Source organism: Devosia sp. Root685 (genome assembly GCF_001427875.1).
Lineage (GTDB): Bacteria > Pseudomonadota > Alphaproteobacteria > Rhizobiales > Devosiaceae > Devosia.
This window is the reverse complement of the sequence record NZ_LMHK01000001.1, coordinates 1,275,974-1,290,231: the sequence shown is the minus strand read 5'-3', so window position 1 is coordinate 1,290,231 and position 14,258 is coordinate 1,275,974. Positions and strand designations below refer to the sequence as shown.

Genomic DNA, 14,258 nt, shown 5'->3' with positions numbered 1-14,258 from the left:
GCCACAAACTGGATACGGCACCTCCCCCTAGATGGGGGAGGCTGGGAGGGGGTGAGGGAGCCACAAACTTCGCGGCCCCCAAACAAATCATTGCGTCGAAGTCGGCTCGCTATCGTCGATTTCGACCACAAACGTCTTGGCCAAAATCTCGGCTTCCTTGGCCTTGGCCGCAGCAACCGCGTCAGCCCCGGCCAGCGCCTCGTCATAAACAGCGCTCGACCCGCCATATTCCATGAACGCATAAATGCCGTAGTCCGAAGCAGTGAACGACCCGGCCTTCACATCGGCAATCGCCTTATCGATCATTGGCTCACCATGCCAGAGCGCGCTCGCAAGGATCGTCCCCGGATAGTCGGCCGAGGTATCGATCACATTGCCGATGGCGAGAATGCCACGTTCCTTGGCGGCGTCCGACACGCCAAAACGCTCGGCGTAGAGAATATCAGCGCCCGCATCGACCATGGCGAAGGCGGCTTCCTTGGCCTTCGGCGGATCATACCAGGAGTTGATGAAGCTCACCGAAAACTTGACGTCCGGGTTCACCGACAGCGCGCCCGCCTTGAAGGCATTCATCAGCCGGTTCACTTCGGGAATGGCGTAGCCACCCACCATGCCGATCTTGTTGCTCTCGGTCTTGAGACCAGCAACGATGCCCGTCAGATAGCTCGGCTCGTGGATGAAATTGTCGAAGGTCGCAAAATTCGGCGCGACCGGGGGCAGCGACGAACCCATCAGAAACGAGATTTCCGGATATTCCGAAGCCACGGCCCGCGCCGGCTGCTCGACACCGAACGCTTCGCCCACGATCAGCGCCACGCCCTGCTCGGCATATTCGCGCATCACGCGCTCATAGTCGGTATTGGAAATGTTTTCCGAATAAACGTAATCGATCTCGCCGCGATCCTTGGCCGCGATCAGCGCATTGTGCAACCGGCTCGCCCATTGCTGCTCGACCGGCACGGTCCAGATCGCAGCCACCTTGGTCAGGTCCTGCGCCATGCTGACCCCGCTCATGGCCAGCGCCATGCCGGCCGCCAGCACGCCTACAAAGCCGCGTCGTCCAAGCGTAAAAAATTTGCTCATTTTGTCCCTCGTGTCGAAAACTTCATCCGGGCAATCCCTTGCTCATTCTCTGAGCAAGAACCCCGGTCTTGGCAAGCACAAGCGCCCCGTTGTGCACCGAACTGTCATATTTCAGAACCGGCTGAGCGTCCTTCGCACGGTCCCGAGAAAACCATTCAGCCGCCCCGGCGAGACATTGTTCATGTCGTAAAGCGCCAGATATCTCGGCCGCGTCCTGAACGTCACCCAGCCCCAGCGCATGGCAAGTCGGCGCGGTGGATCGCCCATCACCCAGCTGCGCCAGCGATTGCCGCCATAGGTGGTCACAAACGCGACCTTCTTGATATTGCTGAGGCACGGCACGAGCTTCCCGCGATCCCCGCCACCCTCCATGGTGAAAGACACGCCCGGCAGGAACACCCGGTCAAAATACCCCTTCAAAATCGCCGGATAGCCATAGTTCCAGACCGGATGCACGACGACCAGCGCATCCGCCGCCCGCAGCCGCTCCACATATGGCGCGATCTCCGGCGTAATATTGTCAGGCACATTGTGATAGTTGAGCCGTTCTTCCCGCGTCAGAATGGGCGAAAAGCCCTCCTCATAAAGGTCGAGCGCATCGACCTCGTGCCCCGCGCTCCGCAACCCTTCGATAGAAGTCCGAAATAGCGCCCGGTTGAAACTCGTCTCGACCGGATGCGCGTGAATGACATGGACCCGCATCAGGCCGCGTGCACCGGGTTGAGCCCGTCGAACAACCACGCCTTGCCTGAGGAAAAGTCATAGTCCGGGTTCTCCCAGGCGATCATCTTGCCCGGATTGAGAATGCCCTTGGGATCAGCCTCGCGCTTGAACGCCAGTTGTTTCTGATCCGTCCGTTTCATCCCGCCCTCTTCGAGCGTAAACCGATGCGGATTGAACACGTCGCAGCCGTTTTCCTCGTGAATGCGGATAATCTCTTCCAGCCGCTCCTCGCTCGTATACCGCACCATCGGCAGCCCGGCATAGGTGATGAGCCCATCCTGCCGCGTCATCTCGATATGCATGGGCAATTCGTCGCCCAAAAGCGCAACGATCTTCTTCACATGCTCCAGCGTCGGATAGCGCGTCTGCAAATAGGTGATGCTCGGATCGACCTTCAGCGCCCGCAGCGTCGTGTGGTTCCAGGCCAGCTCATAAACCGGCGGCAGGCGCTTCAATTCCTCTTCGCTCGCCCTGTCCGAGCGATAGAGCATCTCCCCCTTATGGTGCTTGACGAACAGCGCCAGCGCCTCGACCGAAACCGGCGCCACCATGATCAAAACGACCGATTGCCCATCCTTGATATAAGGCTTGTGGCGATTGAAATAATCCTGCGGGATCGGCGCCGCGCAGGGCGAAAGCTCCTTGAGCAGAATGCCATCCTGCCGCGCCAATTTCTCCGAAAACGCCGCCGCCTCGATGAAATCATCGAACCCGACGAGCACATCGATCCAGTCATGCGCCTCGGTCAGCGGCATTTCCGCCTCGACGATAATGCCATTGGTCCCATAGGCATGCGCGACCTTGAGAATATCCTCGCCCACCAGATCCAACTCCCGCGGCTCGGCTTCGCAGGTGATGATCTTCAAACCGAGGATCGACCCCAGCGCCCTGAGCCCACCCCAGCGGATCGACCCGACCCCGCCCGAGCCACCGGCAATAAACCCGCCAATCGAAGCCATGCGATAGGTTGAGGGATGAAACCGTAACTCCCCGCCCACAGCGGCCTTGGTCTCATGATCGAGCTTTTCCAGCACCGCGCCAGCCTGCGCCCGCACGCGATCCTTCTTGATCTCCAGCACCTTGTCCATGTTCATGAGATTGAGCATCGCCCCGCCCGAAAGCGGCATCGCCTGCCCATAATTGCCCGTGCCGGCCCCGCGCGGCGTGATCGCCACGCCATGCTTGTAGGCAGCGCGCAGCACGGTCTTCACTTCCTCATTGGTGCGCGGCGAAACCACCACTTCGGCGCTCACATGGTCGAGCTTGGCCTTCAGCACCGGCGAATACCAATAATGGTCGCGGCTGCGCTGCTGCACGATGCGCGGATTGTCTTCTTGCGGAATGTCGCCGAGGTCGGCGCGGAATGCGGCAATGCTCATGATAGGCCCATCAAGTCGTCGAGTTCACGGTAATCGGGGAGTGCGGTGTCAACAGCCTGGCCCACCCGGATCACCGTCCGGTCAGCCTGCGGTCGCGACATCAGTTCAGTCCAGGTGCGGCCCTTAAAGAGCACGAGATCAGCCGGCGCCCCCACGGCCAGCTCACCCGTGTAACCAAAGCCGGCAATCGCTGCCGGATCAGCCGAAACCACCCGCGCCCAGGCAAAAGCTTCAGCCTGCGGATGATCGAAATGCAAAATCCGCGCGCCCTCGCGAAACACTTCAAAGCCATCGAGATCGCCATAGGCATAAAACGGATCGCGCGTATTGTCCGAGGCGATGGCGACTTTTACGCCCGCCGCCTTCAGCTCATTGACCAGCGTTACTCCGCGCCAGCGCGGCGTTCGCACCCCGGCGCTATTGTCGCGATCCTGCAGATACATGTTGCACATCGGCAGCGACACGACGGCAATTCCCGCCCGCGCCACCTTGTCGATGACGCGCTTGGCGGTTTCGCTGTCCTGCACCGCCAGCGAGCAGCAATGCCCGGCTGTCACCGCGCCGGTAAAGCCGCTCTCGATCACCGCATCCGCCAAACATTCCAATGCATTGGCCGCCGGGTCCGGACTTTCATCGGTGTGGAGATCGATATCGAGCCCCAGTTCCCCGGCCATCTCCACCAGCCGCCGCATGATTTCCGGATTTTCCGGATGTACCGCCGTGGACCCGCCCAATATCCCGCCCGCGGCCTTCGTCCGCACTGCGACACTGCGCAGCTTCTCCGCGTCCAAAATCGTATCCGGCCCCATCAGGCCGGCGGCCTGCAATTCGATCCGCCCGGCCCAGCGCTCGCGCATGGCCTCGAACACGCTCCAGGTAATGTCGTGCTGCGGCGGCGCCATATCGAGATGCGTGCGGATCGCCGCCGTGCCATGCGCAAAGGCGCAGCGCAGCGAAAAATCCATCCGCCGCTCGACATCGCTCGCCGCCCAATTGGCCTCGCGATCCCCCAGCACCGCCATCAGCGCCCCGAGCCAGGTCCCATCCGGGTTTTGCTTGCGCGCCCAGATATGCCCCTTGTCGAGATGCGTGTGCAGATCGACAAATGCCGGCAACACAATATCGCCCCGCATATCGATCTGCTGCGGCAGAGTGGCCGACCCCGGCGCGCCAACCGACGCGATCTTGCCATCGGCAATCGTCATATCGACCTTGGCCAGATCGCCCGAAGCCGCGTCGCCCAGAAGCGAAACCGGCACCGAAGCATTGGCGATGACATAGTGGCCGTGAGCGGGAATGGAGATGGTCATGACAGAGTTCCCCCAGTAGCCCTCATGGTGAGGTGCGGAGCGAAGCGCAGCCTCGAACCACGGGGGCGTGGCACTGCACCATCTGGGCACGCCCTCGTGGTTCGAGGCTTTGCAAGGGCAAAGCACCTCACCATGAGGTCTACTGCAAATGCTCCCATCCTCAATTCTCCCGCTTCAGCGCACTTTCGTGCCAGCGATGCAGCATCGCCCATGAAATCAGCGAGGTCAGCGCGAAAATGACGACCCCTGTCGCCATCAGCAGCAACAGCGCCGCGTAAAGCCGCGGATAATTCAGCCGATAACCGGATTCGAGCAGCCGGAACGCCAGCCCCGATCCCTTGCCCGCCGACCCAGCCGCAAATTCCGCGACCACAGCCGCAATCAGCGACAACCCGCCGCCGATCCGCAGACCGGCCGCAAAATAGGGCAGGGACGACGGCAGTTTCAGGTGGATCAGCGTCTGCCAGCGGCTCGCGCCATAAAGCTCGAAGAGATTGAGGAGGTTATGATCCACGCTTTTCAGCCCCGCCACCATGTTGGAAAGGATCGGAAAAAACGCGACGACGAACGCGCAGGTCAGCAGCGCCGACTGCGTATCGGGCATATAGATGATCAGCAGCGGCGCAATGGCGATCATCGGCGTCACCTGCAGGATCACCGCAAACGGAAACAGCGCCAGTTCGATCCAGCGGCTCTGCACCAGAATAATGGCAAGACCCACGCCGCCAAGCAGCGCCAGACCGAGCGCCATCAGGGTAATGCGCAGCGTCACCAGCAGCGATGGCGACAGCGTGCCCCAGTCGGTCCAGAGCGCGTTCACCACATCGAGCGGCGCCGGCATGATATAGCGCGGCACCTGATTGATCATGATGTGCGCCTGCCAGGCGGCAATCGCCAACAAGACCATGAAAACGGGAATGACCACGGACAGCACGCGCTCGCTCACGCTGGAGCGGCTGGTCACCACAATGACCTGGCTGTCGGTGCCGGCTTCGGCATTGGAATTGGGAAGAGAAGCTGCGTCGGTCATTTCGCCTGGGCTCCACGCATGATGGCTTCCTGCAGGGCGCGCGAAACCGTGTCGGTGGTGGCGCGATATTCTTCCGAAGTGCGATAGTTCTCGTCCCGCACCGCCGAGGTGATCAGCGGCAGGTCGGCATAAACCTGACCCGGCCGGGCCCGCATAACGACGATGCGATTGCTCAGAAACGCGCTTTCGAACACCGAGTGGGTGACGAAAATCACCGTAATCCCCGTCTCGCGCCACAGGCGCAGCACGTCGTCATTGAGTTTTTGCCGCGTGATTTCATCCAGCGCCGCAAAGGGCTCGTCCATCAGCAGCAGTTTTGGCTTGGTCACCAGCGCACGCGCAATCGACACGCGCATTTTCATGCCGCCCGAAAGCTCGCGCGGATAGGATTTGGTAAAATCGGCCAGCCCGACCGAGCCGAGCACGTCCATGATCGCGGGATCAGCGTCGCGTTTGGAAACCCCGCGCAGCCGCAGCGGCAGGTAGACATTACCCCACACAGTCTGCCAGGGCATCAGCGTCGGTTCCTGGAAAACGAACCCGACATCGCCCTCCGGCAACCCCTTCTTGCTGATCTGCGAAGACGGCCAGTCGATTGTCCCCGAACTCGGCGCGCCAAGGCCGGCAATGATGCGCAGCGCCGTGGATTTGCCGCAGCCCGACGGGCCCAGCAGGCTCAGGAACTCGCCGCGATGCACGTCGAGCGACATGTCCTTGAGCGCCAGCGTGCCGTTGGAAAAGAGCTTGCTGACGTGCCGCATGGAAACGACCAGTCGTGGCGCAGCGGTTTGCTCGGCCGAAGCCGGCAGGGAGTTTATCAAGTCGGTCAAAACGAACGCCCAATCTAGGGTCGGAGCGGCGCGGGCGTCGTGCCCGCGCCGGCGTGTGAAAAATTACTTGAAGAGATCGACGCCGAGGCCCTGGCAGACATATTCGGTCGTATAGGCCTGGCTCACATCGATACCGGCTTCGAACACGCCGACTTCGACCATGGAATTGTAGAAGTCGGTCCAGCCCGCGTCGGTCATGCAGCCGATGCCCTTGGTCTCGGCATCGCCCGAAACGGCGATCCCATATTCCTTCATCTTGTCGATGCCATAGGCGATCTGGTCGTCGGTCATTTCCGGATTGTCGGCCTTGATCAGCTCATTGGCCGCAGCGTTGTCGCCATAGAGATAGTTCGACCAGCCCACGATCGTCGCTTCAACGAAGCGCTTGGCAATATCGGGGTGCTCATCAACCCAAGGCTTCATCGCTTCGATGGTAGTTGAATAGGGGTGATAGCCCTGATCGGCCAATAGCCAGACATCGGGCGCAAAGCCAGCCTCGCGCTCGATCGAGAGTGGTTCGGATGTCAGATAACCTTGCTGGATCGCCATGTCGTCGGAGAGAAACGAGGCCGGATTGAACTGGTACGGTTCGTACTTTTCTTCAACGAATTCTGGCCATTCGGTCTTCATCCAGCTGAAATAGGACGTAAAACCATCGGCGCTGAGGATGTACTTCGAAGCGCCAGCCAGTTCAGGAAAACTCGCAAACTTGCCCGGATGCGACATCAGGATCTGCGGATCCTTCTGGAAGATCGCCGCCAGCGTAATGGTCGGAATACCTTCCTTGACCGCGTTGATCGCCCCGGTGGCGCCGCCCATGTAAAACTGCACCTGACCCGAAACCAGCATCGGCCGCCCCGGCGATTGCGGGCCACCCTGCATGATGGTCACATCAAGCCCATACTTCTCGTAAGTGCCGTCGGCGATAGCTTGGTAGTAGCCGCCGTGCTCGGCCTGGGCCAGCCAATTGGTGGCGAAGGTGACCTTGTCGAGGTCCTGAGCGAAGGCCGGCGTTATCGCCGGCGTGGCGGCCACCGCCATGGCGGCCAGAATGGTCGTCTTGATTGAAGCGTGCATTTGCTGCGTCCCCTGAGCCCTGATCGTTTTGCCAGGGCTAATTTGTCGGGCGATCTCCTTCGCCCTTGCAGCACCATTTCGCACCACGCCCCATCTGTGAACCCAAAAAATAGGCAATATTTGCGAATGCCTGCTATGCGTGCATTTTATGTGTTTTGGGGCTGGTCAAGCGCTTTACCTTTGGCTTAGCATTCGCCCGGCAAGCATTGGATAATCATGACCACCGCCCTGGACCCCAAGGACATCCACCCCCCATTCGCGCCCTATAGCCACGGCATAGTCGTCCCGCCGGGCCAGCGTCTGGTCTTCTGCTCCGGCCAACTCGGCATCGCGGCCGACAAGACCATTCCCCCCGGTTGCGCCGGCCAGACCGCGCTCTGCTTCGATAATGTCGCAGCGATCCTCCGCGAAGCCGGGCTCGGCCTCGAACACATCATCCGCATCAATGCCTATGTCACGGGGCGGGAGCATCTCCCCCAATATATGGGCGTGCGCAACGCGCTCTTTGCCGCGCCTTACCCCGCCTCGACGCTGATGATCGTTTCCGGTTTCGCCCGGCCCGAATTCGTCGTCGAAATCGAAGTCATTGCGGCCGGACCCGCCTGAGGAATTTTATATGCGAAAGATCTGGTGGACTGATTTCGCCGCGCGCGAATTCGAGGGGCTCGACCCGATGAAAACGATCGCCATCCTGCCCATCGCGGCGGTGGAGCAGCATGGTCCGCACTTGCCTGTCGGAACCGACACCATAATCAACACTTCGATGCTCGAAATGTTAACAGTCTGTGCACCAACTGACCTCGATATCCGCATCTTGCCAGTCCAGCAGATCGGCAAATCCAACGAGCATATCTGGGCCAAGGGCACCATCACCCACACCGCCACCAACCTCATCGACGCCTGGACCCAGATCGGTCTCGAAGTCGCCCGCGCCGGGGTTAAGAAGTTGATTTTCATCAACTCTCACGGCGGCAACGAGGAAATCATGGGCATCGTCGCCCGCGAACTCCGCGTCCGCGCCGGCATGCTGGCGGTCAAAAGCGGCTGGCGCTTCACCCCGCCCGGAGTTTTGAGCGATCAGGAACGCCGCCACGGCATCCACGGCGGCGACGCCGAGACTTCGCTCGTCCTCCACTTCAAACCGCACCTTGTCGACATGTCGAAAGCGGAGAATTTTGTCTCTATCGCCGCGCGAGATGAGCAACAATTCCAGTACCTTAGGCCCACCGGCGCCTTCGGCCACACCTATGCCTGGATCGCCGGGGACATAAACCCCTCGGGCGCCGTCGGCGATGCGAGCATCGCCACCGCCGAAAAGGGAAAAATCATCGCCGAAGCCAATGTCGCCGGCATGATCGAAGTCCTCCGCGAAATCGAATCCATGCCGCTCCCCGGCACCCGCTGAGGCTAACCCACTGGCGCCCAACGCTCTTTTTCATTGAGCGCAAAGCGCGGCGAAGCCAAAGGCGCGACAATCCGGTCGCGCCAGGCCGCCAGCGGCTCCCGCCAGTTCGTGCCCTGCAACATGGCGCAGCCGATAACTTCCGGCTCGATCTCGGCCTTATGCAAAAGCCGCAAAACCGCGCCCATCGACTGCCCCGAACTGATCACATCATCCACCACCGCCACGCGCTTTCCACGCAATAGCGGCAGCATGCGCGGATCGACATAAAGCGTCTTCGCTGCCGTCGGGCTGGTGATCGATTTCATCGGTTCCGACAGGTCATCACGGTACCAAAATTTGCGTGACGTCCCGAGCGGCACCATGCGCGTGTGCCCCAATCGGCGCGCCACGTTAGACGCCAGCGGCAAGCCAAGTGTCGGCACCCCAATGATAATTTCCAGATTTTTGGGTTTGAGTAGCGCCGCCAGAGCCGCCGCCAAACCGTCCTCAACCGCAAAACTCGCCTGGTTGAGAATGAGCGAAGCAACGGCCGATTTGCCATCGCCCGGCAACACCCGCAGCGGCAGCGGCAATTGCCGCCCATCGGCCAGCAGCGCGGGATAAAAGCCCAGATGCCCATCGGCCGGGTTTTGCTCATGCGTACCCGGCGCGGCGAAGGCCTGCCAGAATTCATGTGGCTCGAAACTCACGCCAAGTCCTTGATTCAATGATGCGGTGCACGCAAAGGTTCTCCATCGAACCTATGACAAGACGAGCAGGCCAATGCAATCGCGCAGCAACGATCCCTTCGAACTCGAAGCCATGACAGCGCTGCGCCGCGATTTTCACGCCCATCCCGAACTCGGCTTCGAAGAAATCCGCACCAGCGCCATCGTCGCGGAAAAGCTCGAGGAAGCCGGCATCGAAGTTCATCGTGGCCTCGGCAAAACCGGTCTCGTCGGCACGCTCAAAGTCGGTGACGGTAAGCGCCGCATTGCCCTTCGCGCCGACATGGATGCCCTCGCCATGCCCGAGCTGGCAGATCGTCCTTACAAGTCCCAAACGCCGAACACCATGCACGCCTGCGGCCACGATGGCCACACGGTCATGCTCCTCGCCGCCGCGCGTCACCTCGCGCGAACAAGGAATTTTTCCGGCACCGTCCATTTCATTTTCCAACCAGCCGAAGAGGGCAGGGGCGGCGCCAAGGCCATGGTGGATCAGGGCTTTTTCAAACTGTTCCCTGTCGATGCCGTCTATGGCCTTCACAATATGCCCGGCCTTGCCACCGATGAAATGGCCGTCGTCGCCGGTCCCCAACTCGCGTCGTCCGACAGTTGGACCGTCAGCTTCAAAGGCGTTGGTACGCATGGCGCAAAACCGCATCTCGGCCGCGATGCGGTGACGGCCGCAGGCCATTTCCTCGCCGCCATCCACACCATCGTCGCCCGCGTCGTTGATCCGTTGCAGCCCGCCGTGGTCAGCGCCTGCGCGCTGGAGGCCGGCGACTTCAAGGCGCTCAACGTTATTCCCGATATAGTCCGTATCGGCGGCACAGCCCGGGCTTATCGGCCCGACATTCGTGATCAACTCGAACTTGAGATCGGGAACATCGCACGCGGCGTCGCTGCCACGTTCGGCATTGGAGTGGACTACGAATTCCTGCGCCGCATTCCGCCCGTCGTGAACGACGCCGACGCCACCGCGCGGGCCCTCAAGGCCGCGCAAGCGGTGACTGGCAAACCCGTCGTGACAGATTTCCCGCCCTCAACTGCGGGCGATGATTTTGCGTTCTTCGGCGCCGAAGTGCCGGGCGCCTATGTGTGGCTGGGCAATGGGCCCGCGGTAGACGGCGCGCTGCACCACAATTCCCGCTATGATTTCAACGATGAAGCCATTCTCACCGGCGCGCGCTTCTGGGCGACGCTGGTCGAGCAGGAATTGCCCGCCTGATCACTCAAACCCGGTCCGCAGCAGCGCCAAGGCGCGCTCGGTATCGACGCCGAGCGCCACATCGACCAGCTTGCCGCGCCGATCAACGAGCAACCGGCCGGCATCGGGATCATCGCCAAGGTCGATGTCGAGCTTCATGTTTTCGATCTTGAAAAGACTCGGATCGAGCGCCACCAGCATGACGCAGGGATCATGCAGCGGCCGGCTCTGCCGCCCATCCTGCAGATAGGCCGTGAGCAATTCGCGGGCGAGCCGGCCATGTGGTGTGTCCGGCAGTGCCTCGACATAGTCGGCCTGCGCGCGCACTTTTCGGGTCACATCGAGCGGTATGATCGTCACTTTCGCGGAGCTGCCGATAACCACCGACGCCGCCTCCGGATCGGAGGCAAAGTTGAACTCCGAATTCGGGCCGGAATTGCCCGGCTCGTGGATGGTCCCGCCCATGACAATAATCTCGCCAATCCGATCAGCGACCTCCGGGTGCTCCGTCAGCACATGCGCAACATTGGTCAGCGGGCCGAGCGCCAGAATGTCCACGCTGCCGGGGTCTGCCTCGGCAAGAACACGCGCAATCCAGCCGGGTGCATCATCGAGCGGCGCCGCGAGCGGCTCCGGCAGCATGACACCTTTCAGCCCATCAGCGCCGTGAACGATAGCGACGAGGTCCTGCAATTCTCGCGTCAGCGGAATGTCGGTGCCGCGAACGACCGGAATGTCGCCGCGACCCATAACCGCCAGTAGCCCACCGGCATTGGCGGTCGTCCGTTCCAACCCGATATTGCCGGCAATAGTCGTCAGGCCAAGCACGTCGAACTTCCCGCACCCGAGGGCGAACAGGATAGCCAAAGCATCATCAAGGCCCGGATCGGTGTCGATAATGACGCGCTTTTTCATGGTCTTATCATCCTCAACGCGTTAGCGGCGACCGCGAGCATTAGCCCTGGCGGTCGATCCTATCCATTTCCGCCTTGAACTGGCGGGCAATCTGATTGGCATCGGCGACGGTCTTGCCGACATCCAGCGTCTGCACCTTCCGGTCGCGCATCAGCCAGCGTCCGGCAACCATGGTGTCGGTCACGTCCGACGGCATGGCCGCAAAAACCAGTGCGGAATAGGGATCATATATTGGGTGGAAACGCGGCGCGGCGAGGCTGATGCGGATCAGGTCCGCCTGCTTTCCAACCTCCAGCGAGCCGGTCTTCAAATTGAGGCTCAAGGCCCGCGCGCCCTCGATGGTCGCCATGCGGATCACGTCCACCGCCGGCAGCGGCTTCCGCGAACCAGCCAGGAGTTTGGCAAACATTGAAACCGGCGCGAATTGGCTGAAGAGATCGAGCGTATTGCCGCTCATGGCGCCATCGCTGCCAATACCGGCGGGCAAGCCTGCATTGCGCATCTTTTCGACCGGCGCGATGCCGCGACCGGCTTTGCCATTGGAGCGCGGATTGGTCACGACGCAAACCTGATGCTCGGACATCATGCGGATATCGGCGTCATCGAGTTGCAGGCAGTGCGCGCAGATGAGATTGGGCTTCAGGAGGCCCGCTTCGGCCGTCACGGCGACGGTGGACTTGCCATGCGTATCGAGTGCCCACTTCACCTCCAGCGAACTCTCGGCGAGGTGCATTTGCACGGGCACGTCGGGGTGATCGGCCGACCACTGGGCGATGCGCGCCATCACGTCGCGGCCGGTAGAGTAGGGGGCATGCGGGGCTATCGAAGGGGTGACCAATGGGTGGCCGGCAAACCGATCGACCAGCTCTTCGACCCGCGCAAAGCCCTCGTCAAAAGTCTTGTGATCAGGCGGATCAAAATCCGCCAGCGTCTGCCCGACAATGGCGCGCAGCCCCGCCTCGTCGCAGACATCGCCCACCTCGGTTTCGAAGTAATACATGTCGGCAACGGTGGTCACGCCGCCCTGGATCATTTCCAGCGCCGACAGCGCCGAACCGATGCGCACCATTTCCGGCGATACGAACTTGCGTTCGAGCGGCAGGATATAACGATAGAGCCGATCATCGACATCTTCGCCGAGACCGCGGAACACCGACATGCCCATGTGGCAATGGGCATTGACCATGCCCGGCATGACGATATCGTCGCCGCAATCGACGATTTCCGCACCGAGTACGCTTGGCGGCTTGCCGGAGCCTAGTGCGGTGATCGTCGTGCCCTCTACCTGGACCCAACCGTTTTCATGGACGGTCAAGGCATCGTCCATGGTGACGATGAGGGCATTGGTGAGAAGGGTGCTCATTGGGTAGCTTGGAGCGCGCGGCTCCACCCCCTCCCATCCTCCCCCATCAAGGGGGAGGTGTCTGGCTGGTGGCTATGAACAGATACTGCCCCAAACTGGGTCGGCACCTCCCCCTTGATGGGGGAGGATGGGAGGGGGTGATCCCCACGCACCAGCATCACGGCGTTTCCACCGCCAGAATAGTGCACTGATCCGGCACCGGCACCAGCTTGGCACTCGAACCAGGCTCAAGCGGCCGCGAGAGCGGTCCATTGGCCACCAGCATGCCGGCTGCGGTATCGCTCTGGTATTGATAGGCGCGCCCGAGATAGGTGCGCAGGCCCAGCGTCGTCGGGATGCCTTCGGCACCCATATTGTCGGTGACCGCGAGGCCATCGGCACGGCAGGCCAGCACGAAATTGTCGGGAATGGCGCCAAAATGCTCAAGACCCAGCGTCAGCTTTACCCCACCCGCGGCCTCCGCCGTGATCTGGGCTCCATCGCGTGCCACGACCTTCATCGGCACAAGATTTTCGAAGCCGACGAAGCGGGCGACGAAGGCATTGGCCGGGCGCTGATAAAGGTTTTCCGGCGTGTCGAGCTGCATGATCTTGCCCGCATGCATGATGGCGACGCGATCCGAGATCGAGAAGGCCTCCTCCTGATCATGGGTCACATAGACCGAGGTCGTGCCATTGGCGCGCTGCAGCTGGCGGATTTCGACGCGCATATCGACGCGCAGCTTGGCATCGAGGTTCGACAGCGGCTCATCGAACATCAGCAGTGGCGGCTCGATCACGAGGGCGCGGGCGAGGGCCACGCGCTGCTTCTGGCCACCCGAAAGGGCGCCGGGCAGGCGCTCGGCTAGATGGGCAAGGCCGACCCTTTCTAGCATGGCGCCGACGCGTTTGGTTTTCGCTTCGCCCGAAATGCCGCGCTGCTTGAGGCCGAAGCCGACATTTTCGGCCACGCTAAGATGGGGAAACAGCGCATAGTTCTGGAACACGAGGCCAATATCGCGCTGATGCGCCGGCAGCTTCGTCAGATCCTTGCCGCCGAGCGTGATATTGCCCGAGGTCGGTTGCAGGAAGCCGGCGACGAGGCGCAGGGTCGTGGTCTTGCCGCAGCCGGAGGCGCCGAGGAGGGAAACGAGTTCACCCTCGGCGATGTCGAGCGACAGGTCTTCGAGAACCTTGGTCTGGCCGTAGTGGGCGGTGATGTTGCGAATGGAAAGCGGCTTGGTCACGGCAGAC

14 protein-coding genes are annotated in these 14,258 nt (G+C 61.4%); 3 read left to right on the top strand and 11 right to left on the bottom strand.

Annotation, left to right across the window (positions count from 1 at the left end; genetic code table 11):
* Positions 1-87: 87 nt before the first annotated feature.
* From ASD83_RS06210 to ASD83_RS06180, 7 genes are all read right to left on the bottom strand, one after another.
* Positions 88-1,083 (bottom strand): BMP family protein, encoded by a 996-nt coding sequence (locus ASD83_RS06210; RefSeq protein ID WP_056308904.1) that lies wholly within the window; start codon positions 1,081-1,083, stop codon positions 88-90.
* A 111-nt stretch (positions 1,084-1,194) separates the two neighbouring features.
* The gene (locus ASD83_RS06205) at positions 1,195-1,785 is read right to left on the bottom strand and encodes an NAD(P)H-dependent oxidoreductase (RefSeq protein ID WP_056308902.1); all 591 of its coding nucleotides are present in this window, start codon (positions 1,783-1,785) and stop codon (positions 1,195-1,197) included.
* Positions 1,785-3,188, bottom strand: a complete 1,404-nt coding sequence (locus ASD83_RS06200; protein WP_413813489.1) for an FAD-binding oxidoreductase — start codon at positions 3,186-3,188, stop codon at positions 1,785-1,787. Before ASD83_RS06200 ends, ASD83_RS06205 begins: the two co-directional genes overlap by 1 nt.
* Entirely contained in the window at positions 3,182-4,495 is a 1,314-nt protein-coding gene (locus ASD83_RS06195; RefSeq protein WP_056308898.1) for a cytosine deaminase, read from the bottom strand. The genes ASD83_RS06200 and ASD83_RS06195 overlap by 7 nt, the downstream gene beginning before the upstream one ends.
* Positions 4,496-4,655: 160 nt before the next feature.
* Positions 4,656-5,525, bottom strand: coding sequence for an ABC transporter permease (locus ASD83_RS06190; protein WP_056308896.1), 870 nt, complete (start codon positions 5,523-5,525; stop codon positions 4,656-4,658).
* Positions 5,522-6,286, bottom strand: a complete 765-nt coding sequence (locus ASD83_RS06185; protein WP_056308895.1) for an ABC transporter ATP-binding protein — start codon at positions 6,284-6,286, stop codon at positions 5,522-5,524. Before ASD83_RS06185 ends, ASD83_RS06190 begins: the two co-directional genes overlap by 4 nt.
* 132 nt (positions 6,287-6,418) lie before the next feature.
* Positions 6,419-7,432 carry an ABC transporter substrate-binding protein gene (locus ASD83_RS06180; protein WP_056308893.1) on the bottom strand — a complete coding sequence of 338 codons (1,014 nt, stop codon included), beginning with the start codon at positions 7,430-7,432 and terminating at the stop codon, positions 6,419-6,421.
* Between the two features lie 216 nt (positions 7,433-7,648).
* Between ASD83_RS06180 and ASD83_RS06175 the strand changes: the two genes are divergently transcribed.
* Together ASD83_RS06175 and ASD83_RS06170 are read left to right on the top strand one after the other, a co-directional pair.
* Positions 7,649-8,038, top strand: a complete 390-nt coding sequence (locus ASD83_RS06175; protein ID WP_056308891.1) for a RidA family protein — start codon at positions 7,649-7,651, stop codon at positions 8,036-8,038.
* A 10-nt stretch (positions 8,039-8,048) separates the two neighbouring features.
* On the top strand, positions 8,049-8,837 hold the full coding sequence (locus ASD83_RS06170) for a creatininase family protein (protein ID WP_056309926.1): 789 nt from the start codon (positions 8,049-8,051) through the stop codon (positions 8,835-8,837).
* 2 nt (positions 8,838-8,839) lie between these two features.
* On the opposite strand, the gene ASD83_RS06165 is transcribed toward ASD83_RS06170, so the two are convergent.
* Positions 8,840-9,526, bottom strand: a complete 687-nt coding sequence (locus tag ASD83_RS06165) for a phosphoribosyltransferase (RefSeq protein WP_056308890.1) — start codon at positions 9,524-9,526, stop codon at positions 8,840-8,842.
* Positions 9,527-9,599: 73 nt separating this feature from the next.
* Here ASD83_RS06165 and ASD83_RS06160 point away from each other — a divergent pair, with 73 nt between their 5' ends.
* Positions 9,600-10,769 carry a M20 aminoacylase family protein gene (locus ASD83_RS06160; protein WP_056308888.1) on the top strand — a complete coding sequence of 390 codons (1,170 nt, stop codon included), beginning with the start codon at positions 9,600-9,602 and terminating at the stop codon, positions 10,767-10,769.
* Here the strand turns inward: ASD83_RS06160 and ASD83_RS06155 are convergent, their stop codons facing one another.
* The 3 genes from ASD83_RS06155 to ASD83_RS06145 all read right to left on the bottom strand — a co-directional run bounded on the left by ASD83_RS06155 (position 10,770) and on the right by ASD83_RS06145 (position 14,251).
* Positions 10,770-11,663 (bottom strand): nucleoside hydrolase, encoded by an 894-nt coding sequence (locus ASD83_RS06155; protein ID WP_056308886.1) that lies wholly within the window; start codon positions 11,661-11,663, stop codon positions 10,770-10,772.
* A 40-nt stretch (positions 11,664-11,703) separates the two neighbouring features.
* Entirely contained in the window at positions 11,704-13,026 is a 1,323-nt protein-coding gene (locus tag ASD83_RS06150) for an amidohydrolase family protein (protein ID WP_056308884.1), read from the bottom strand.
* Positions 13,027-13,183: 157 nt separating this feature from the next.
* Positions 13,184-14,251: an ABC transporter ATP-binding protein gene (locus ASD83_RS06145; RefSeq protein WP_056308883.1), complete on the bottom strand. Its 1,068-nt coding sequence runs from the start codon at positions 14,249-14,251 to the stop codon at positions 13,184-13,186.
* Between the last annotated feature and the right edge of the window lie 7 nt (positions 14,252-14,258).